Origin of the sequence: Legionella sp. PC1000 (genome assembly GCF_014109805.1) — a bacterium.
Lineage (GTDB): Bacteria > Pseudomonadota > Gammaproteobacteria > Legionellales > Legionellaceae > Legionella > Legionella resiliens.
The window spans coordinates 3,328,121-3,349,054 of sequence record NZ_CP059400.1 but is presented as its reverse complement, the minus strand read 5'-3'; the positions used below and the strand labels follow the sequence as shown (position 1 = coordinate 3,349,054).

Genomic DNA, 20,934 nt, shown 5'->3' with positions numbered 1-20,934 from the left:
ATAGAGGATATTATGGCTGAAGACGCCTTGACAGTTGTTGCACTAAGAAATAAATTTTATAAAGACAGTCAACGTAAAGTGATACTTGCGTTGTTAATTGCTCTTATTGTCAATATAATTCTAGCTGCACTATTAGTGTATATGATTACTCATCCTCCAGCCCCTAAATATTTTGCTACGAGTATTAATGGTCGTATTACCCCTTTATTTCCTCTAAATGAGCCAAACCAATCAGATTCTGCAGTATTGCAATGGGCAAATCAGGCTGCTATTGCTGCATTTACTTATAATTTCGTTAACTATAGAGATGAATTGCAAGCCTCCTCTGGGTTTTTTACACCTGAAGGTTGGGATCAATTTCTAAACGCTTTACAACAATCAAATAACCTGGATGCAGTAAAAGCTAAGAAACTGATTGTTTCTGCTGTAGCAACACGAGCTCCCATTATCTTGCAAAAAGGTGTATTGAACGGAAGTTTTTCATGGCGAGTACAAATGCCTATATTAGTAACATACCAGAGTGCCAGCGAATTTAGTCAGCAAAATAATGTGGTTACTATGTTAATCACTCGTGTTTCTACCTTAAATTCTCCTAGGGGAATAGGTATATCGCAATTTGTTGTAGGACCTGCCGCAGGTGGAGTGTCTTAATGAAAAAGCTGAACTGGTTTTTAAAGTTTTGTTTGATGTATGGAATAGCCTATTGGATTCCTGGTTCTTCCTATGCGCAGGATCAGACTGATAGTGCCCAGCAAGCCTTACAACAGTTACGCTTATTGCAACAACGTTTATCGCAAAATCAACCAGCAGGGCAAAATCAGCCACCAGGACAAGCCCCCGCCCCAGTTCCCGGTCAAACTCCTCCACCGGCCCAAAATCAAGGGCAAAATATTCCTATTCCCCTTGCAAATAATATATATAAACCACCTGTTCAAACTCCTCCACCGGCTGCAGTACCTAATCCTAATGCACCGCAGGTAATAAGCCAAAATGATGAAGAGGTCATTGACAATAAAGCATTTAAAGATATGACAAGAAGCATCTATCCATTGAGTACGGAACAAATTGTTCATTTAAGACAAATAAGCGAAACTATGGAGTATGCTAAGGCCTCACCTGCTGGAACCCCACCAAAGCCTACAGCAACTTCTCAATTTGTGAATTTATCTCCTGGCTCGACTCCCCCTGTTATTCGTTTGGCACAAGGATTTGTTTCTTCATTAGTTTTTCTTGATTCATCCGGAGCGCCATGGCCGATTGCTGCTTATGATTTAGGTGATCCAAATTCATTTAATATTCAATGGGATAAAACAAGTAATACAATAATGATTCAAGCAATGAAATTATACAATTATGGTAATTTGGCTGTCCGTTTGAGAGGTTTAAATACCCCAGTGATGCTAACACTTATACCAGGACAAAAAGCAGTAGATTACCGAGTTGATTTGCGGGTTCAAGGTTTTGGACCCAATGCTAAAACCATGCCTCTAGAAACCGGAATCCCACCATCCGCTAGTGAATTACTTCTTCATGTTTTAGATGGTGTGCCTCCTCCTGGAAGTAAACGGCTAAGTATTACTGGAGGAGATGCACGTGCATGGTTAGCTAATGACAGAATGTATGTTAGAACCAATCTTACAATATTGTCACCGGGCTGGTTGGCAAGTATGACCAGCGCAGATGGGACGCATGCTTATGAAATGCAAAAATCACCGGTGTTATTAGTTTCCTGGCATGGGAAGGTCATGCAGCTCAAGGTAGAAGGGTTATAAATGGCTGGCAGAAAAGAAAATATAAAATCGCTTTTTTCTAATACTCGGACACGAGTTATTATCATTTTTACAATAGTATTAATCGTAATTGCCATAGTGGTAGGGTATATAAAATTAAGATCGATTAATAGCGGGCCTTCAGCAGTTGCAACTGTTGGGCATACTCCAGGTGCTATTCAATCCATTCCCGGTGTTCTTAACCCAACGGCTCAATATGCCAAATTACAAGAAGAACAAAATATTAACCAGGCACAAAAAGCTGAGCAAACTGGTGGAAGCGCAATTCCAACAATTATCAGAACTCAAGCTTTGGGTGAGGGTGTGGGCGTTATTGGTTCTCAAGGTGGACAAACTGGAGTAGGTTTTGCAACTTTAGCACGTGAGAATGAAGAGGGGTCACAAAAAAGTCTTTGGTTGCAAACACTACAAAACGCTGGTTGTTCTAAGACTGCTATGAATCAGGTTATTAGCCAAGGGGCACAATTAACTGATTTAAAAGGAGCATGTAGCTGCGCACAATTAAAAGATAATGGTTATACTTTAAAGGAGCTTAATCTGGTTTGCCCCTGTAAAGAATTAAAGGCTGCAGGATTTAATGCAAGACAGCTTAAAGATGCAGGATATACAGCCTCAAGGCTAAGAGATTGTGGTTTTAATGCTTGCGAACTACGTAATGCAGGTTTTACTGCTCAGGAAATGAAGGATGCTGGTTTTTCTGATGATGAATTGAAAGGTGCTGGATATACTCCAGAGGAGATAGCTCGAGCCAGTGGTTTACCGAATGGAATAAGTGCTGCAGATGTACGAAAAGCTGGATGTAGTGTTGATGCATTGGTTAAGTTACGCAAAGCAGGGGTTTCTGCTTCTGCAATTAGACGGATAAGTGGATGCAGCGTAGAACAATTAAAAGCGGCTGGTTTTACTGCTAAAGAATTGCGCGATGCAGGATTTAGCGCAGCGGATCTAAAAAGAGCGGGCTTTACTCCCGAAGAATTAAGAGCGGCAGGGTTCACTGCCAGAGATTTATTAAATGCTGGATTCACCCCAGATGATCTTGCTAAGGCAGGCTATTCTGCAGCAGATATAAAAGCAGCAGAGAATGAATTGCCGCCGGGTATTAATCCTGATGATGTAAAAAAAGCGGGTTGTGATGTTGATGTGTTAAAAAAGGAAAGACTTGCGGGTGTTAGTGCAACGTTAATTAAAAGATATGCAGGATGTAGCGCCCAAGCATTAAAAGCAGCTGGCTTTACTGATGCGGATTTAGCGAATGCTGGATTTACTCCACAGCAAATTGGTTCTGCAAGCCCGCTTACTGATGCACAAATTAAAGCAGCTGGTTGTGATCCAGAAAATCTGAAGAAGCTTTTCGCAGCAGGTGTTCCGGCCAAGCGCATTAAAGAATTAAATGGATGTAGTGCTGAAGCGTTAAAGAATGCAGGTTATGACGCGAAATCGTTACTTGATGCTGGCTATACTCCATCGCAACTTCTTGCGGCAGGATTTACTCCCCAGGAATTGCAAAATGCGGGACTTAGTGTTGCATCTCCATTGACTGATGCTCAAATTAAAGCCGCAGATTGTAACCCAGAAAACCTGAAAAAACTCTTTACGGCAGGTGTTTCTGCCAAACGCATTAAAGAATTAAACGGATGTAGCGCGGAGGCATTAAAAAATGCGGGTTATAATGCGCAATCTTTAATTGATGCTGGCTATACTCCATCGCAACTTCTTGCGGCAGGATTTACTCCCCAGGAATTGCAAAATGCTGGACTAAGTCCTGCAGAGGTAATTGCAGCAGCACGTGTTGCAGATTGCAGTGTTGATGCATTGAAGAAAGCACGCGCCGCAGGAATTAGTGCGTTGACAATTAAGAAAACGCTTGGATGTTCTGCGAAGGCGCTAAAGGATGCGGGTTATACAGCTAAAGAGCTCAAAGATGCCGGGTTTACAGCGGCTGAACTCAAGGCTGCGGGTTTTAGTGCCAAAGATTTAAAAGATGCGGGGTTCAGTGCTAAAGAGTTAAAAGATGCTGGCTTTAGCGCCAAAGAATTAAAAGACGCTGGATTTAGTGCTAAAGACTTAAAAGATGCAGGTTTTAGTGCCAAGGATTTGAAAGATGCCGGATTTACAGCCGCGCAATTAAAAGCAGCGGGCTTTAGTGCTAAAGACTTAAAAGATGCTGGCTTTAGCGCCAAAGAGTTAAAAGATGCGGGTTTTAGTGCTAAAGATTTAAAAGATGCGGGTTTTAGTGCTAAAGACTTAAAAGACGCTGGTTTTAATCCAAAAGAATTAAAAGATGCAGGATTTAGCGCCAAAGAGTTAAAAGATGCAGGATTTACAGCTGCAGAGATGAAGGCGGCTGGTTTTGGTGCTAAAGAGTTGGCTGATGCAGGGTTTGGGGCTGCTGATTTAAAAAATGCAGGATTTAGTGCAGCAGAATTGCAGAACATTCAAACTGCTCCTGAAGGTTCACAAGTTGCAGGCTTGGGAGCACCGAATATTCAGCAAGGTGCATTTAACATTGGTGGAGTGCCTACAGTAGGTCAAGGAGGAGCTGCTGCAGCACTGCTGCCAGGATCTGCTGAGAGTAACCAACAGTTACAATCCATTATCAACAAACAAAATCAACAGCAAGCGGAGCAAAAATATCAACAAAAAATTCAACAAAAAACTTCTGATATGCTAACTGCTGCGAACCAACTAATAGCAGAATGGAAAAACGTACCTACACAAAGTTATACTGCAGGAAATAAGGAAGATGAGAAAGCGCTAGCTGCTGCAGGAGCTGGTCCTGGAGGGCCAGGCGGTGTTCAATCTTCAACAACTACGGTATCTACTACGCAAGTAAATATGATTAAAACAGGTGACGTGCTTTTCGCTGTAATTGATACTTCAGTTAATAGTGATGAGCCAGGCCCTATTCTTGCGAGTATTGTTTCAGGGAGACTTAAAGGTACCAAGCTTATTGGTAGTTTTAATTTACCGTCGAATGCTAATAAGATGGTTATTACATTTAATACGATGTCAATTCCGGGTGCGCCAAAAACAATTCCAATTTCTGCTTATGCAATTGATCCCAATACGGCAAGAACGGCTCTTTCGAGTAAAACAAATCACCATTATTTACTGAGATACGGTTCATTGTTTGCTTCCTCGTTTTTAGAAGGGTTTGGTAACGCATTCCAGTCTGCTAATACCACGGTTACCATTGGAGGTACAGGTGGCGGCAATAACGTAACTGTCGCTAATGGAGTGGGCCGTTCTACACTGGAAAATGCTGTAATTGGTTTGGCTACAGTGGGTAAGACATGGGGGCAGCAAGCACAAGTATTATTTAATACACCTACAACTGTTGAGGTCTATGCAGGAACTCCTGTGGGGGTTTTATTTACTCAGGATGTAAAATCTATTTAATTTGATGGTAGGTAAAAATGGCAGATAATGATCAAAATGATGAGTATAAATTCGCTGAATTAGATTCTCTTGAGAACGAACCACTGGAGACTTCAGAGTTTGATTCGAAAAGCGCTGCTCCAGTGGGAGCAGGGAGAAGGGAGCCTCCAAAAAATATCAAACGCAATGCTTTAATTGCGGTGGGTATAATTATTTTTGCTATGTTGATGTATCAATTTATCGGTGGGATGTTCTCTAAACCCACCCCTGCTCCTAAAGAGAGCGAAGCTCCTGCTCCTATAGCGGAAATACCACCACAGCCGAAAGAAGTTCAACCTGAAATTCCACCTGAACCAATTCAGCAACAACCTGTAGTGCAACAACCCATAGTCCAACAGACTCCACCTCCAGTGATTCAAGAGAGTTCAGCGTTACAACAGAAAGTGGCATCTATTGAGTCGAGCCAGCAAACGGTTCAGTCAGAGGTGAGCTCGATGAATCAGCAAGTAAGCACCATCAATAATAATGTAAACGCATTAAACGCACAAATTGCAAAACTAAATCAGGTGATTAGCAATTTGAATAATCAGGTTGTGAAGCAATCAGAAGTAATTAATGTATTAATAGAGCGGACAAAACCTAAACCTGTTAAGCGAGTAATTCATATTAAACCAGCATCTCCGCAAATAATTTACTATATAAATGCAGTAATTCCTGGTCGGGCTTGGCTAATTGGCACAAATGGTTCTACACTTACAGTAAGAGAAGGATCAAAAATCGCAGGATATGGGGTAGTTAAGCTTATTGACTCTATGCAGGGTCGTGTTTTAACGAGCTCAGGGCGAGTAATTAGGTTTAGTCAAGAAGATATTTGAGGTGTTTGTATGGCTGAAACATGTACGGGCGGAACAGTTGCTTGCTGGATATCGGGTCAAGTTAATATATTAACTAATGTCGCAAATTCGTTGATTCCTGTAGAACGCATGATTACAGGAGGCGCATACCTAATCGGCTGTGCATTTTTATTCAAAGCAGTCTATAGTTTAAAGACATATGGTGAATCCCGGACTATGATGTCAAGTAATACTAGTATGAAGGAACCAATTGTATATTTGTTAGTCGGCGCGATATTTATTTATTTTCCAACGGCGTTTTCATCATTAATGGTGAGTACTTTTGGTTATCAAAATGTTCTCCAATATGCTCCAGTAAGTAGTAGCAATCCAACACTTGATACTTTATTTGGTACTGGAAGTGTGGTGGGGAGGCCTTTGACAATTATTATTCAGGTCATCGGTTTAATTGCCTTCGTAAGAGGATGGGTGTTGATTGCGCGTTCTGCTTCGCAAGGACAGCCACCAGGAGGAACGGGAAAAGGTTTAATGCATGTTTTTGGAGGAATATTAGCAATCAACATTGTAGGTACACTTGAGATGATTAATAATACTTTATATGGGACATCGTGAGACAAGGCAGGGCACGATTTTGATTTTAGTTAATTTCTGTAATTTAAATTGGGGAGAAAAAGGTGAAGAGCAAAGTCATTAGTAAATCTAGTTACAAATATTGGTTAAGCAGTTTTGTTTGTTTAAGTTTATTGGCATTGGTGAGTCAAGATGCTGCTGCAGGAGGAATATCCGTAGGAACGATGGCATCAACGATTACCGCGTCATTTACAAATTTGACAAAATTAATCACTGCGGGTTCTTACTTGGCCGGATTGGGTTTCTCAATTGGTGCTATTATGAAATTTAAACAGCACAAAGATAACCCGACCCAAATTCCAATAGGTACACCAATTGCTTTAGTTTTTATCGCTGCGGCCTTATTGTTCCTACCTTCTATTTTAGGAGTAACTGGGGTAACAATGTTCGGAGGCAGTGGTGGTACAACTGCTGGACCTACAGGAACAGTTTATACAAGCGGCAGCTAATAGCATAGAAGTTGCCTGTATAACAAAAATGGTAAGATTCATTTATGATCCTCTCCCTGCTAAAGGGTAGAGGATCTTTTAATAGGTATTAAATAAATAATTGCCAATAAACTTTATTGTAAATGCGAGCCGAGAAGATGGCAGTTAATCAACAACAACATAAATTAAAATTAATGGCTACGCCGGGGTCATGGCGTTTATATTCAGCCAGGAAGGTAGACGAACGATTTAAAGCGTTTGAGCAAAAAGTATTTCAAAGAGATAGATATACTTGTATATTTTGCGGATTTCAAGCACGCTTATTTCAAGAGGTGATTAACCTTGATAATAACTATGCCAATAATAAATTGGATAATTTAGCAACCTCTTGTTGTTTTTGTGCACAGTGCTTTTTTATTGAGTCTGTTGGTGTTGGCGGTTATGGTGGAGGAACATTGATTCATCTTCCTGAGCTAACCCAGCCGGAATTAAACAGCATATGTCACGTATTATTTTGTGCGATCACTAACGATACTGGGTATAAATCCAGTGCACAAAATATTTATCGAGCATTCAAGTTTCGTTCACAACTTGTGGAGGAAAAATTTGGAGAGGGAACGAGTGACCCTGCAATATTTGGTCAGCTAATGATCGATGCAGGTGTAAATGACGAAGAGAGAAGAGCTCAATTGTTTAAAGATATACTTCTATTGCCTTCGCGCGCCAAATTTCGTAAACAAATTGAAAAATGGGCTGCTAGTGCATTAGAAGAAATTTCAAGTTAGTTAAAACGTGAGGAATGGAATGGCGCATTGGTCAGAATCATTTTTTGAAGGGATAGATACCTTCTTTGCCTGGCTAAGTACTTCGCTCAAGCAGACAACAGAATCTTATATTGATTTGGAAACAGCAGATAGCCCAACTGTATTGGTTAATCATGATGGTTCCTTATTATCTATTTTGAAAGTTGAAGGGGTATCAGCCCTTGTCGGAAGTTTAGAATTCGACAATCTTGTGGATGGTATCACCAACTCATTTCAAGGCGCTATGGGACGTCCAGGGCACGCTTTACAGGTTTACTTTAGCCATGATAAACAAAACATAAGAAAATTGATCCAAGATACTTACGAACCAGCTACAGCTAGTGCAAGACGATTGGAACTTAATTTAACAGACTTGTTTGAGGAACGAGTCAATTATATGGCACAGTATTGCGCAGAAGAGCGTGTCTATTTTGTGCTAATTACACGGCCATTCAATTTACCTTCTGAACAATTAAAGGTAGCAACTAAAACTAAAATGAAAATGATCAAAGATATGAAGGCTCCTCCTTTTAAAAACAGCCAGACTATCTATGCAGCAATTCCAGAGTTACGCGATACTCATGATGCTTATGTTCGTTCCGTTATGAATGATTTAGATTCGCTTCACGTTTTTGCTAAATTACTGGAGGTTCATGATGCAGTTCATGCAATTCGCATGACCGCTGATCCTGATTATACGGCAGATGATTGGCGGGCAAGCTTACCGGGAGATAAGGTAACAGTTCGTGAAATTAATAATTTTGAAGGTGATGCTTCTGATTTATTATGGCCCTCATTAGCAAAACAAGTATTTCCTCGTGATGCAGAAGTATTAGATTTACGTACGGTTAGGGTTGGAGATAAGATTTATTCATCAACCTACATTGATTTATTTCCAAAAGATTTAAGAGCCTTTATTCAGTTATTTACCCGTATATTACCCGCACATATTCCTTGGAGAATATCCTTTTTAATTGAAAGTGAAGGCCTTGCAACTATTAAGCTTAAAGGACTTCTAGCGGCGATTCTAACGTTTAGCTCAGCACAAAATCGTTTGATCAGTGATTCGGTGAACTTATTAAAATACGTACAGCTCAATACCGATGAATCAATAGTTCGCTTGCGAGTTGTTGCCACAACTTGGGCGCCCGAAGACAGAATGGCGTTATTGCGACAAAGAAGTTCTGAATTAGTAAAAGCAATTGAGGGTTGGGGATCAACCGATGTTTCGGAAATTTGTGGCGATCCGTTCGGTGGTTTTGTTTCCAGTATGTTAGGTGCTACCCTTAACAGCATGGCAGTCCCTACAGTTGCTCCACTAAGCTCAATAATTTCGATATTGCCCATTACACGTCCTGCATCACCTTGGACAAAAGGAGCATTACTCTTTAGAACGCCTGATGGTAAACCTTGGCCATTCCAGCCAGGATCTACAGAACAAACGACTTGGATTGACTTGGTTTATGCGCGTCCAGGTTCTGGTAAATCAGTGTTATCCAATGCGATTAACTTAGCTTTATGCTTATCGGGGGGGTTATTACGATTACCACGTATTGCGATTATTGATATTGGACCTTCAAGTAGTGGTCTCATCTCATTGTTGAAAGAAGCGCTTCCGGCATCAAAACGGCATTTAGTTGCTTATCACAGGTTACGAATGACGCCTGAGTATTCAATCAATCCTTTTGATACACAATTGGGATGTCGGTATCCTACAGCACTGGAGCGTGCTTTTTTAGTTAACTTTATTACGTTACTAACTACTCCCCTTGGAGCGGAAAGACCCTATGATGGTATGCCGGATCTGGCGGGTATGGTAGTAGATGAATTATATAAAAGTTTGGCTGATGAATTTAATCCAGCTCCTTATTCCCCCGGGGTAGAGGAGTTTCTTGACAGTATTTTAGAGGAAATTGGGTTTGTTCGAGATTCAAAATCAACCTGGTGGGAAGTAACAGACTCACTTTATTCCGCAGGTTTTGTACATGAAGCGATGCTTGCTCAACGTTATGCAATGCCTTTGTTAGCAGATGCTGCATCAATTTGTCGGACTCCCTCTATTGAAGACTTATACGAAAGAATAACGGCACCAACAGGTGAATCATTAATTAATGCATTTTCACGAATGATCTCTTCTGCAGTGCGTGAATATCCTATTTTGTCACGCGTGAGCAGTTTTGATATTGGTGATGCGCGTGTTGTATCGCTTGACCTTGATGAAGTAGCGAAAAGTGGCGGGGACGCTGCAGATAGACAGACTGCTGTTATGTATATGCTGGCACGTTATGTATTGGCAAGGCACTATTATTTAACTGAAGAGAGCTTAAACAACATACCGGAACAATACAAAGAATATCATCAAGAAAGAGTGCAAGAAATTCGAGAAGATCACAAACGTATTGTATATGATGAGTTTCACCGTACTTCAAAATCTGCTGCGGTACGTGAGCAGGTTATTATCGATATGCGTGAAGGCCGTAAATGGAAAGTACAAATTGCTTTATTATCACAATCAGTTGATGACTTTGATCCTGTAATGATCGATTTTGCTACTGCAATTTACATTATGGATGCGGGACCTTCACAAGCAATTGAAAAAACTACTTCAATATTCGGACTTTCCGATACTGCAAAAACTGCTTTACGCACTCGAGTGCATGGCCCAAGGGAAGGGGGGGGTACTTTTCTAGCACAATATGCTACTAAAACTGGAGTGAATGTGCAGTTGCTTACGTTGACCTTAGGACCGGTTGAATTATGGGCTTTCAGCACTACAGCTGAAGATGCTACAGTGAGGAACCACTTGTATCGCCACATTGGTCCCTCAGAAGCAAGACGCCTTTTGGCAGCACTATTTCCTAATGGTTCCGTTGCCAAAGAACTAGAAACTCGATTGAATAGTATGAAAGAAAAAGTTGGTTTGATTGAAGATGAGCTGAAAGAAAGTATTGTAGAACAGTTAATTAACGAAATTCTTGATGCTTATTCAAAAAATCCTGATGTTAAGAGTCTACCTGCAAAATTAACGTGAGTTCGACATAAAAAGTATAAAATAATTTTATACTTTTTATGTCGCTAAACAAACATTATCCCGTAAAAAAAAGAAGCATTTTATATATGGAGTCCCTTCTAAATAACTCAGTTCGAGATAAGAAAATAGCATTATTTTTCTTATCTCGAACTTCCGTTAAATTCCCTTAATATTCCCTTAAGAGAACTCCCATATAATCGGCCTTGTTCTTAATCTAGAATGGATTTGATGCATTCAAATCTGTTTCTGAAAAGAATAAATACAACGGAATATTTATTTAGAATGAGGTCTATATGAGAAAAGTAATTGCCATTTTGTTTTCATCATTAATTGCAGTCAATACCAGTTTTGCTCTTGGTAACACAGAAATTCCTGATGAGATGTACATTAAAGAGCATTGGATCAGTTTAACGACGAGCTACGATATTGAAACAAAAACACGAAAACTGGGTACTTTATATAGAAAATTTCTGAGTCTCTTATTGACCTATGAATTTTTTGATCCATTCGATAATAAATTGGCATATGCACAGTCAAAGTTTTTTTCTCTGACTGCTCATTTTGATGTTTATGATAATTACGAAAATTTTATTGGATCGGCTGATGAAAAACTATTTGCCTTTTTCCCTACGTTTGATATTTATGGACAAGATGGCCACACCAAATTAGCTAAGGCAAGTATGAACTTTTGGGGTACAACCTTTACCATTTATGATCCTGTAACAGATAAAGAAATGGCAACTTTATATCGGCCATTTTTTAGACTGAAAAATGATTGGACTTTTAATATTACCAACCGAGCTTTATTCAATCAAAAAGAAATTGATTCTCGTGTGTTGATGACTGTTATTGCATTCCAGGGGGATAGAGAATATTGGGAAAGTACTAATCGAAACTCCCTAAGAGGAGTTGCGAAAAAGTCTGCCCAAGCAAACGAAGTCACATCAGAACAGGTAAATGAGCTTTTGGAAAAAATTGCAGCAGTCAGCAAACAAGAGGGATTGGAAAATATAGGAAATCCTGCTCCAAAAATGATGGATGCAATTGCCAATGAGCTTGAAGAGAGTTACAAAAAATTGTATGTCCCTGATGAATCAACACAAACAAATAAGGAAAAACTTGATACGTTCACTGAATATTGTTTGAGTTTAGTACAATCAAATACTTTTACTCATGAGAAAAAGAAAGCAATTCTTTTCTTACTTAAGGCACGTTTGGAAGGCGCAGCAAACATAATATAACACTGTGTCTGAAGTTAAGTGAATCGTATTTTAACCGTAGCTTGGAACAGGTGATATTCCACCCCAAGCTACATTCTTCATCGTATTTTCGTTCAACCTGAGCACAAATCTGATATTCTGCTATACCCCTTTACAACTATTTCCCATCATATATTAAGCCTTCAATGTGTAATAAAAAATGTTTTATTGCATCCATTGTTTGCATTGCAATTAGAATTTTTTGGACAGAAGTTAAGAGGCTCTAAGAGGTAACGTTACAATGACCTTTAACCCTCCTTGGAAATTATTCGTCAATGTAATATCGCCTTGATGCATTTGAATAATTTCTCTGGCAATTGTTAATCCAAGTCCTGTACCTCCTGTACTACGGGAGCGTGAATTTTCGCCACGATAAAAAGGTAAAAAAACGTGTTCCAGATCCGTTTCTGCCATGCCTGGGCCTTGATCCGTAATGGTAATTTCCACTTTATTTTGTAGGCAAATTAGATGAATCATTGCCTTATAGCCGTAATGAACTGCATTATTGATCAAATTATTAAAAGCACGTTTAAGTAAATTTACCGTACCATAACAAACCAGTTTTGGGCTTTCGCTAGTAAAACTAACATCATAATTCAGTTCAATAGCATCATCCTTTAATGATGAAAGCAGGGCCACCAAATCAAAAAGCTGAGGCTTTTCTTCGACATTCACATCTCTAAAATAATCCAGCGTTTCTCGGATCATGAGTTCCATCTCATTAATATCAGTCATTATTTTGCTGTAATTTGGATCATCTTCCAAATATTCAGCACGTAATTTTAAACGAGTTAAAGGAGTACGTAAATCATGCGAAATGGCGGTGACCACTCGAGTTCGATTGGCTAAAAGCTTATTCACTTTTTCCTGCAGGTCATTAATTTTTTTAAAAATAGTTTTTTGATCTTGATTTCCTGTTACTGGGATAGGTAACCAGTTGTCTTGATGCTCACTGTAATGGAGACTTTGGATTAATGTGTGTATTGGTTGATTTAGTGATCTAACCGCCCAATAATTAATGAAAAGCAAAGCGCCTACTAGGATAAGAAACATACTGACTATTGAATTTGCTTGCCTTGGAAAAAAGGAAATTACTTTGATATTTAACCAATTATTTTCCTTTAGAAATACCGAAAATTCCAATTTTTTATTTTGTTTCATCAAATTAAAAAGAATTGGGGCTTTTAAAGTCAACAACGCATTTTTATCGTATAAAGGTTTAGGAGATAAGCTTATTTCTGCCCAGGAAATACTTTGATTTCTAAGGATTAAAGGCCACATCGATTGGGTGTTTTTTTGTAATAGCACAACAAGATGGGTCAATGATCGGACTGCTTTGGGAGGAAGTGGAGAGCGAATGTTTTCATAATAGTATTTTCCCAACTGCATCAGTGAAAAAATTATTAATAGATTGCCTAGTATTAATCCCACCAATGTTTTTTTTGCTGTTTTGGTTAATTGACTCATACCAAATCAACCTTAGTTTTGAATTGATACCCACCCCCGCGAATCGTTAATAATAATCGTGGATTACGTGGATCAAGCTCAATTTTTTTACGCAAACGACCGATGAGGACATCAATTGATCTATCTTGTGAATCACAATCCTTCTCATACAACAAATCCATTAATTGATCGCGGCTCAAAATACGTCCAGGATGTTCCAAAAAAATGACCAACAGTTCATATTCTCGGTGGCTTAATGGAATAGCGACAGATTCCTTATCAATCAAAGAATGGGTATTGCGATCGAGAATCCAATTATCGAAATGTATTTGTTGTAATGGAGTGAGTTTTTTACGATCATGCTCCAATTCTCCCTGAGTACGTCGTAATTGCGCTTTTACTCGGGCCAGCAATTCACGGGAACTGAAGGGTTTGGAAATGTAATCATCTGCTCCTAATTCCAAGCCAGCAACTCGGTCAGCAATGCTATTTGCTGCGCTAAGCATAATAATAGGCATACTGTGAGTTTGACGAATCATTTGGCATAAATTTAATCCATCAATTCCAGGGAGCATAATATCTAAGATAATTAAATCAAAATTATTTTCTCTTAATAATTGTTTGATGTGCAAACCATTCAAGGTCCAGGTAGTTCGAAAACCATTTTTAATTAAGTAATCATTAATCAAGTGCGTAATTTCTTGATCATCATCAATAATCAATATGTGACTTTTTCTTGTACTCATAAATCACCTGGCAAAATAATGTACGACATTATAACAGTAAACTTCTCTATGTTGTTTATTATTGTGACAACACTGTTACAATAAACACTGCATTTGTCATATTCCTATTACATTGTCTCATTACACTTGCCAATAAACCTCTTTCGAAACACTACTGCAGAGGAGACCTGCTTCGTTGGTACGGTGCTCGAATCCTCATGTACTGGACTTACACTCCGGTTCAGCGCTTCTTGTCTACTCGCGTTTCTTTCTCAGCAGCGAGTTTCGAAAGAGGTCTAATGAAACCTAATAGGAGAGTAAAAATGAATATGAAACGGTTCTTATTAATTAGTAGCCTGGTCTTGAGTGCCTCAATTGCTACAGCACAACCATCAGCATCTGCTGCGACGGTGGTTTCTGTAAATCAAACAGGACATTATCGTCAGCATGTCGGTAAGTTGTTAACTCCAGAACAACGTTCCGAATTAGCAAAAATCAAGAGAAATCTTCATGCGCAAATGGCCCCATTAATTAAAGAAAAGCGTGCGCTCTCTATGCAAATACGAGGTAAATTAGCAACGCCTAATGCCAAATGGAGTGATATATCCAGATTAGTGGAAAAGAAAAATAGTGTTAATGCAAAAATAAATACTTTACGGGCTCAAACCCAATTTAAAACCTACCAAAAACTGGGTGTTTTATTGCCTATTCGTCATGGTCATCATTGTGGTTTTCAAAATAAAAATTCTGTCAAAAAATCATAACAGCGTTTGACGGTTTCGCGTCTTTTGCGAAACCGTTCAATCTTTTAATTCAATGACTACAACTTTTATTGGATGTTTGTCCATGTTCTCATCGGTGTGTAATTCACCAGGAACATCTTTAGAGAGATAATATGCTTTATCTTTTTCTAATTTTAGGAAATGTTCTTTTCCTTTATTGTTAACTACTTTTATTAATCCGCTATCTAAAGCAACAATTACTCTATTGTGCTCATGCCGATGCATTTTTAAAATTTGCTCTTTATTCGGGTAAATTACTGTTGTCCAGACAGAGACCTTTTCATTGGATAGTTGGGGAATACGAACGGTTTTTTTTGCATCTGCATAAGAGTTTATTGATATCAAAAATGGAAGAATAGAAAGGATCGAAGTGATGTAGTTCCGCATAATGTTCTCCAAAAATTTTTTAGGAGAACTATAATACATGGCGTTTCATTTAAGAAGATTTAACCACACATTTTTACTGTAGGGAAGATTGTTTTATTGCTCCACATCATCACATTTTTTAACAACAACCTGCTTAATCAGCTCCGTCAATAAAATGTAGTTTTGCGTTTTATGGGAGGTAGAGCGCCAGGCTACGCCAATTTCTCTATAAGCATGGTTTGTTTTTAAAGGAAGTGAAATTAAATCAGTTCCTGTAAGAATGCCGCTGTTAATCGCAAGATTAGGTAAAAAAGTAATGCCGGGTTGATGACTTACCATTTGGATTAACGTATGTAAGCTGGTGGCAAAAAAATGATTGATTTTTTTGCTTTCTTTTAATTGACATGCTTGCAATGCATGGCCTGTCAAGCAGTGTTCTTTTTCAAGAAGAAAAATACTGTTTTCAGGTAGTTTATTGATTTCTTTGTCAAATCCTTTATGTGACCATGTCTTAGGTAAGACCAGTTTAAAGTAATCTTTGCATAATATTTGGGTATGGAAGTCTTGGGTTGGATAAGGAAGCGCTAAAATCACAAGATCAAGCTTTCCCTCACTTAAATAGTGCAAAACGTTTTCTGTAGTGTCTTCTCTGATGAATAAAGTGAGCTCCGGATAGAGTTGCTGACATAGATTTTGTAGTTCACTTAAAATAAAAGGAGCAATGGTAGGAATAACCCCAAGATAAAACTTACCTTGCATTATTTTTCCTTGGTTTTGTGCATAATCTACTAAGTCATTGCTTTGCTCAATAATGAGTCGACTGCGACGAACAATTTCTTCGCCTAGGGGGGTGAATAAAAACGTTTTATGATCGCGTTCAAGGAGTTGCGCTTCTAAGGTCTCTTCAAGACTTGTAATTGCTGCACTTAAAGTCGATTGACTAATAAAACATGCGGAAGCAGCGCGACCAAAATGTTGATGGTCATATAGTGTAATCAAGTAATGCAGCTGTTTCAGGCTGATTAATCTACTCATCGATTTTTCCGATTAAAGTTATCTGTTTTATTCATTTTAAATAATTATACACCATAACTATAATTTAATTGAAACAAACGAACTGAGGAGAAATATATGCTAACTGTTGGTCAAAAAATTCCAGAATTTTCTGTTGTTGCAGCAAAACCTGGCTTTAATAATCATGAAGAAAATGGTGTGAGTGCTTTTGAAGTGATTACTGAAAAAAGTTTTCCAGGAAAATGGAAAGTACTTTTTTTCTACCCAAAAGATTTTACTTTCGTATGTCCAACAGAAATTGTGGAGTTTGCAAAATTAAATAGTGAATTCAATGATAGGGATGCAGTAGTACTTGGAGGAAGTACAGATAATGAGTTTGTCAAACTCGCTTGGCGACGGGAGCACAAGGATTTAAATAAATTAGCTCAATACAGCTTTGCTGATGTTCAGGGGAAATTGACTAATGGGTTTGGTATTCGAGATGAAGAAAGTGGGTGTGCTTTAAGGGCAACGTTTATTATTGACCCGAATAATGTGATTCAACATGTGAGTGTCAACTCATTAAATGTTGGCCGTAATCCCCAAGAAATAGTACGTATTTTGGATGCTTTGCAAACCGATGAATTATGTCCTTGTAACCGTCCTATTGGCGGTGAAACATTATAATCCGAACAAAAATTCAGAAGTTCTTACAAATATGGGAACTTCTGAGAAGGAGAGTTAAATGTCTATAGAACAGTTGAAACAAGCGATACCTGATTTTGCTAAAGACATCCGTCTTAATGTCAGTAACCTATTTGGCAATATGGCACAATCCGGTTTAACAGAAACCCAATTTTATGGGGTTGCATTAGCTGTAGCCTACGCATTGAAAGATAGGCGTATTATTGATGCCATTAAAACAGACGGATCACTCTATATCACTTCTGAATTGAATCATGCAGTAAAAACAGCGGCTGCTCTGATGGCAATGAATAATATATATTATCGAGCAATTCATTTGGCAGAAAATAAGGAACTTGCATCACTCCCTGCTAATTTGCGTATGAATGGGATGTTAAATCCTGGGGTATCTAAAGCTGACTTTGAGTTATTTGCTTTGGCAGTCTCTGCAATCAATGGTTGTGGTATGTGTATTCACTCACACGTGAAGCAGTTGTTGGAACATGAGTTGAATAAAGTTGCAGTGCAATCGGCACTTAGAATTGCGGCGATTTTAAATGCATTGTCATTTGTTTTATCACCGGATGGATTATAAGGAGATGGCTCTGGATATGGTTTAATCCAGGGCCAAAATGCGTATAGTGAAAAATTTTTCCTTCAGGAATGACCTTAATGTTTTGCCGCTCATAATTCTAGTTGATTACTTAATTAAGTAACTTACAAAAAAATATGATAAGGAACACGTTAATATGGCTATTCGCCTCACTAAAATCCATGTTGTTTTTGATGCACATGGAAATCCTTTGGCATTTTCAGCTGTAACACGCTCTAATTTAACTGTTACATTACAATTGTTTCAGTATTCCTTCTCGCTCTTTTAAGCTTATGTTGCTTAATTTATTTCCTAAATCATTTAGGTCTGAAATAATAAATTTATAATGCCCACTTATATTTTGTGTGTCCAGCCCAAGATCTCCGCTTAATATGGTTTCCCGCAAATGAGTTTTAAATTCTCGATCCTGTTTGGTTTGAATAGTTATTTGATCACCATTTACGGAGATAGTTGGTATGTCATAGCGATTAATATGTAAAGTGTCCAGATACTCTATTAGTTTCTTAAGCGTTTCTTCGGTTTCGGGATTTTGGGTTGTTAAACCTTTTATTTGAATTCCATGGTAATTAGTCATTGGTTTTACATCAAAAAAAGCTGTTTCCTGAATTGGCTCTTGTTCATTTGTATTTAAAGACATTCTTTGTTCTTCATGATGCATATATAGTTTGAGACTTAATACTAATGAGAACATTTCAGATAACTCATTGGGAAAACCACTAGAGCAATCACCTTTCTCAATAATTCTCTGTAAGTAGTTCACAAAATTAAATTGATGGCTCATCCCGGAAGAAATTGAAGTTAAAGCCCCCTCTTCTAAGGGATGTTTTTTTAGATGAGAATAAAGAGCTTCAATGGGTGCAGTAATTCTATTAATAAAATCATCAGAGTTGAGGAACCAAGGTAACCCCCCATGCGCCTTAGCTCCTTCTTCAAAGGCTTTTAATAAATTTTCCATTAGTTCTAAGGTATCTCCCTCAATTTTTGCACTTTCTTGCAGCAACATTGCTAATTTTTTATCCATGGCAACCCTATAAGCACTAAATACTTCCTCAATGGATAATATTTGATTGATTTCTTCTACTGTAAAGGGTTTTGCGGGATAAGCGATAAATTCTTTGCTGTATTGGAAGTCACAGAGATAGCCTTTTAAACGGATATGATCTATTAAATCTTGCACTGGGTAGATATAACCGGTCCTGGATCTAAAAATAGGGCTTACATTACTCATAATAGCTCTCCTTGTCTTATTTATAATCCAGTAGCCGGAATATTAGCAATCAATTATTTTAAATTTCGATAAAACATACTCACTAATTGTAGATTATTTAACCATTTCTTTCAAAAAATGGTTTCTCCGTGCAGTCTATATTGAAATGGGTCTTCAAATGGTTTTTGTCGCAAAAACTATAATTCGGATTGATTTCCTGAACCTTTCGGGAGCTCTGATGCTGGTTTGCCCCTGGACGGTTAAGTCTGCTCCAGGCTATAAAATCACTATTCTTTTATAAAAATAATCTTACTTAATTGGTGATGGTTCAAATTCCCACTTATTTCTTTTTTTAATTCCAACTCAGGCTGTCTTAAGCTTAGGCGGTTATAATTGATTAATTTTATGTTAATTAGTGTGAATTATGAAGAAAAATTCTAAAAACGATTCAAGTAAAAAGGATATAGATAAAAAACAAGACAATGGTTTTAGCATTGTACGTGCATGGCAAGCAACCAAAAGAAAAATTTTTAAAACGTCTTCAACTCAAGAGAATAATCCATCTACTGATGGAAAAAAACAAACGGATTCAACAAAAGAACCTCACATACAACAAGAAGTAAGAACTAAAATAGACTTGCCAGCGAGTACAAAACAGCCAGATAAGAGTTCTCTTATAAGAAATGGTATGATTTATCGTTATGATCAAAAGGTATCTGAGGCGAGACCTATTTCCATAATAGATACTGAGGATTGTATAGATGTTAGAGAGCTTAAGTCTGAGGCAAACGACACTTCTGCTTATCAGAAAGAAAATACAGAGGTTATTGCGCCAAAAGATAATACAGTAAGAAGAAAGAAGCCAGAGCACTTATATAAAGCACGCATATCGCAAGAAAGAGTCTATCAGCAGCCCTCCAAGACAGAACCTCTTCCACCTAGGCCAACAACCCAAGAGCTTATTGCTCGTGATGTCCCTGGCACTTGGAAACAAAAAGCGAATCAAACTATAGACATTGACTTACCCAATTCTCAAGGAAAAATTTCAGTCAAATTAATTGCTTCGAAAAAACTTGGTGGCGGAAGTTTTGGGGTTGCAAAGAAGATTTTAGTGGAACACCCAGATGGTCGTCAGGAAAAAATGGTTGTCAAAGTAATTAAGCATGGACACACCAGCGATTTTAAGCTTATTGAGCGAGAAGGTGAATTTTTAGAAGATGTTGGTATGTTAATGGGAACTAAGGTTGATGCCTCACAACATAAATTTTTTATGCTTTATGTTGGTAAAAAAGTATCACGTTACCTTATTAATGAAGATCCGGGAAACATGCAATTTAATCTTTCTAATGAAGAACGATATGCAGCGATTAATGGATTATTAGAAAGCTTAGCGAAAATTCATGAACGAAAAATTATTCATAGTGATGTGGGAACACATAATCTAGGATTAAGAAGACATCCACTTTCTGCAGCATTATTTGATTTTAACTTGTCAGTTAGGGAAGGCGAAAGGCGAGGAAATGCGGGTATTCCTCTTACAGCGGCACCGGAAATACTGAAAGGGGAAACCAATAGCTATGCGAGTGATGTTTATTCTGCAGGGATAACGATTGCCTTATTATTAGAAATTACTACTTATAAACTATTGATGGTTCCTGATACTGATCCAGCTCCAGTTGCATTCTTGGCTCCTAAAAAGGATATTCTCTTTGGAGAAGGAGATTGCGAAGAAGGGGCGATTACCAAAATGCAAAGGAAATTTGGTTTCTCGACAGAACAGGCAGAGTATATTTATTTAATGCTTGAGAAAATGACCAATATAGATCATGAAACTCGGCCATGCGCTGCAGAAGCATCCGCCGTATTCAAAGAATTATTAACATCACCTCAAATTTCAATGGAATACCATTTACACTCTTAATTGCATTATTCACTTAATGGGCTT

At 38.2% G+C, this 20,934-nt stretch carries 18 protein-coding genes; 13 read left to right on the top strand and 5 right to left on the bottom strand.

Translation table 11 applies throughout. The annotated features are described in order from the left end of the window. The first annotated feature begins 12 nt into the window (after window positions 1-12). The 9 genes from FOLKNPGA_RS14660 to FOLKNPGA_RS14620 all read left to right on the top strand — a co-directional run bounded on the left by FOLKNPGA_RS14660 (window position 13) and on the right by FOLKNPGA_RS14620 (window position 12,155). Window positions 13-651, top strand: coding sequence for a type IVB secretion system apparatus protein IcmL/DotI (locus FOLKNPGA_RS14660; RefSeq protein WP_182350600.1), 639 nt, complete (start codon window positions 13-15; stop codon window positions 649-651). Continuing rightward, on the top strand, window positions 651-1,772 hold the full coding sequence (locus FOLKNPGA_RS14655) for a DotH/IcmK family type IV secretion protein (RefSeq protein ID WP_182350599.1): 1,122 nt from the start codon (window positions 651-653) through the stop codon (window positions 1,770-1,772). Before FOLKNPGA_RS14660 ends, FOLKNPGA_RS14655 begins: the two co-directional genes overlap by 1 nt. Beyond that, complete coding sequence (gene dotG / locus FOLKNPGA_RS14650) at window positions 1,773-5,189, top strand: type IVB secretion system protein DotG/IcmE (protein ID WP_182350598.1); 3,417 nt, start codon at window positions 1,773-1,775, stop codon at window positions 5,187-5,189. A 17-nt stretch (window positions 5,190-5,206) separates the two neighbouring features. Next, window positions 5,207-6,043, top strand: coding sequence for a type IVB secretion system protein IcmG/DotF (gene icmG, locus FOLKNPGA_RS14645; RefSeq protein WP_182350597.1), 837 nt, complete (start codon window positions 5,207-5,209; stop codon window positions 6,041-6,043). 9 nt (window positions 6,044-6,052) lie between these two features. Next, complete coding sequence (locus tag FOLKNPGA_RS14640) at window positions 6,053-6,634, top strand: type IV secretion protein IcmC (protein ID WP_182350596.1); 582 nt, start codon at window positions 6,053-6,055, stop codon at window positions 6,632-6,634. Between the two features lie 62 nt (window positions 6,635-6,696). Next, window positions 6,697-7,101 carry a type IV secretion protein IcmD gene (locus FOLKNPGA_RS14635; RefSeq protein WP_182350595.1) on the top strand — a complete coding sequence of 135 codons (405 nt, stop codon included), beginning with the start codon at window positions 6,697-6,699 and terminating at the stop codon, window positions 7,099-7,101. Window positions 7,102-7,238: 137 nt separating this feature from the next. Further along, window positions 7,239-7,865, top strand: a complete 627-nt coding sequence (icmJ, locus tag FOLKNPGA_RS14630; RefSeq protein ID WP_182350594.1) for a type IVB secretion system protein IcmJDotN — start codon at window positions 7,239-7,241, stop codon at window positions 7,863-7,865. Window positions 7,866-7,884: 19 nt separating this feature from the next. Then, complete coding sequence (locus FOLKNPGA_RS14625) at window positions 7,885-10,914, top strand: type IV secretion protein IcmB (RefSeq protein ID WP_182350593.1); 3,030 nt, start codon at window positions 7,885-7,887, stop codon at window positions 10,912-10,914. Between the two features lie 293 nt (window positions 10,915-11,207). Then, a complete protein-coding gene (locus FOLKNPGA_RS14620) occupies window positions 11,208-12,155 on the top strand; it encodes a hypothetical protein (protein WP_182350592.1) in 948 nt (315 codons plus the stop codon). A 231-nt stretch (window positions 12,156-12,386) separates the two neighbouring features. On the opposite strand, the gene FOLKNPGA_RS14615 is transcribed toward FOLKNPGA_RS14620, so the two are convergent. Next, window positions 12,387-13,640 (bottom strand): cell wall metabolism sensor histidine kinase WalK, encoded by a 1,254-nt coding sequence (locus tag FOLKNPGA_RS14615; RefSeq protein ID WP_182350591.1) that lies wholly within the window; start codon window positions 13,638-13,640, stop codon window positions 12,387-12,389. After that, window positions 13,637-14,365: a response regulator transcription factor gene (locus FOLKNPGA_RS14610; RefSeq protein ID WP_182350590.1), complete on the bottom strand. Its 729-nt coding sequence runs from the start codon at window positions 14,363-14,365 to the stop codon at window positions 13,637-13,639. The genes FOLKNPGA_RS14615 and FOLKNPGA_RS14610 overlap by 4 nt, the downstream gene beginning before the upstream one ends. A 302-nt stretch (window positions 14,366-14,667) precedes the next feature. Here FOLKNPGA_RS14610 and FOLKNPGA_RS14605 point away from each other — a divergent pair, with 302 nt between their 5' ends. After that, window positions 14,668-15,108, top strand: a complete 441-nt coding sequence (locus tag FOLKNPGA_RS14605; protein ID WP_182350589.1) for a Spy/CpxP family protein refolding chaperone — start codon at window positions 14,668-14,670, stop codon at window positions 15,106-15,108. Window positions 15,109-15,144: 36 nt separating this feature from the next. Here the strand turns inward: FOLKNPGA_RS14605 and FOLKNPGA_RS14600 are convergent, their stop codons facing one another. Both FOLKNPGA_RS14600 and FOLKNPGA_RS14595 read right to left on the bottom strand, forming a co-directional pair. Beyond that, a complete protein-coding gene (locus FOLKNPGA_RS14600; protein ID WP_182350588.1) occupies window positions 15,145-15,513 on the bottom strand; it encodes a hypothetical protein in 369 nt (122 codons plus the stop codon). A 93-nt stretch (window positions 15,514-15,606) separates the two neighbouring features. Then, on the bottom strand, window positions 15,607-16,527 hold the full coding sequence (locus FOLKNPGA_RS14595; protein ID WP_182350587.1) for a hydrogen peroxide-inducible genes activator: 921 nt from the start codon (window positions 16,525-16,527) through the stop codon (window positions 15,607-15,609). Between the two features lie 96 nt (window positions 16,528-16,623). On the opposite strand from FOLKNPGA_RS14595, the gene FOLKNPGA_RS14590 reads away from it, so the two are divergent. Together FOLKNPGA_RS14590 and FOLKNPGA_RS14585 are read left to right on the top strand one after the other, a co-directional pair. Then, window positions 16,624-17,172: a peroxiredoxin gene (locus tag FOLKNPGA_RS14590; RefSeq protein WP_182350586.1), complete on the top strand. Its 549-nt coding sequence runs from the start codon at window positions 16,624-16,626 to the stop codon at window positions 17,170-17,172. 58 nt (window positions 17,173-17,230) lie between these two features. After that, window positions 17,231-17,764 carry a carboxymuconolactone decarboxylase family protein gene (locus FOLKNPGA_RS14585; RefSeq protein ID WP_182350585.1) on the top strand — a complete coding sequence of 178 codons (534 nt, stop codon included), beginning with the start codon at window positions 17,231-17,233 and terminating at the stop codon, window positions 17,762-17,764. Window positions 17,765-18,014: 250 nt separating this feature from the next. Here the strand turns inward: FOLKNPGA_RS14585 and FOLKNPGA_RS14580 are convergent, their stop codons facing one another. Further along, the gene (locus tag FOLKNPGA_RS14580; RefSeq protein WP_182350584.1) at window positions 18,015-19,010 is read right to left on the bottom strand and encodes a hypothetical protein; all 996 of its coding nucleotides are present in this window, start codon (window positions 19,008-19,010) and stop codon (window positions 18,015-18,017) included. A gap of 403 nt (window positions 19,011-19,413) precedes the next feature. Between FOLKNPGA_RS14580 and FOLKNPGA_RS14575 the strand changes: the two genes are divergently transcribed. Beyond that, window positions 19,414-20,910, top strand: a complete 1,497-nt coding sequence (locus FOLKNPGA_RS14575) for a protein kinase (protein WP_182350583.1) — start codon at window positions 19,414-19,416, stop codon at window positions 20,908-20,910. Window positions 20,911-20,934: the final 24 nt, after the last annotated feature.

Bases quoted from the DNA above. Each gene is read 5' to 3' on its own strand.
- FOLKNPGA_RS14605 (WP_182350589.1), top strand. From the start codon at position 14,668: ATGAATATGAAACGGTTCTTATTAATTAGTAGCCTGGTCTTGAGTGCC.
- dotG (WP_182350598.1), top strand. From the start codon at position 1,773: ATGGCTGGCAGAAAAGAAAATATAAAATCGCTTTTTTCTAATACTCGG.
- FOLKNPGA_RS14600 (WP_182350588.1), bottom strand. From the start codon at position 15,513: ATGCGGAACTACATCACTTCGATCCTTTCTATTCTTCCATTTTTGATA.
- FOLKNPGA_RS14575 (WP_182350583.1), top strand. From the start codon at position 19,414: ATGAAGAAAAATTCTAAAAACGATTCAAGTAAAAAGGATATAGATAAA.
- FOLKNPGA_RS14580 (WP_182350584.1), bottom strand. From the start codon at position 19,010: ATGAGTAATGTAAGCCCTATTTTTAGATCCAGGACCGGTTATATCTAC.
- FOLKNPGA_RS14620 (WP_182350592.1), top strand. From the start codon at position 11,208: ATGAGAAAAGTAATTGCCATTTTGTTTTCATCATTAATTGCAGTCAAT.
- FOLKNPGA_RS14610 (WP_182350590.1), bottom strand. From the start codon at position 14,365: ATGAGTACAAGAAAAAGTCACATATTGATTATTGATGATGATCAAGAA.
- FOLKNPGA_RS14625 (WP_182350593.1), top strand. From the start codon at position 7,885: ATGGCGCATTGGTCAGAATCATTTTTTGAAGGGATAGATACCTTCTTT.
- FOLKNPGA_RS14585 (WP_182350585.1), top strand. From the start codon at position 17,231: ATGTCTATAGAACAGTTGAAACAAGCGATACCTGATTTTGCTAAAGAC.
- FOLKNPGA_RS14615 (WP_182350591.1), bottom strand. From the start codon at position 13,640: ATGAGTCAATTAACCAAAACAGCAAAAAAAACATTGGTGGGATTAATA.
- icmG (WP_182350597.1), top strand. From the start codon at position 5,207: ATGGCAGATAATGATCAAAATGATGAGTATAAATTCGCTGAATTAGAT.
- FOLKNPGA_RS14655 (WP_182350599.1), top strand. From the start codon at position 651: ATGAAAAAGCTGAACTGGTTTTTAAAGTTTTGTTTGATGTATGGAATA.
- FOLKNPGA_RS14595 (WP_182350587.1), bottom strand. From the start codon at position 16,527: ATGAGTAGATTAATCAGCCTGAAACAGCTGCATTACTTGATTACACTA.
- icmJ (WP_182350594.1), top strand. From the start codon at position 7,239: ATGGCAGTTAATCAACAACAACATAAATTAAAATTAATGGCTACGCCG.
- FOLKNPGA_RS14640 (WP_182350596.1), top strand. From the start codon at position 6,053: ATGGCTGAAACATGTACGGGCGGAACAGTTGCTTGCTGGATATCGGGT.
- FOLKNPGA_RS14660 (WP_182350600.1), top strand. From the start codon at position 13: ATGGCTGAAGACGCCTTGACAGTTGTTGCACTAAGAAATAAATTTTAT.
- FOLKNPGA_RS14590 (WP_182350586.1), top strand. From the start codon at position 16,624: ATGCTAACTGTTGGTCAAAAAATTCCAGAATTTTCTGTTGTTGCAGCA.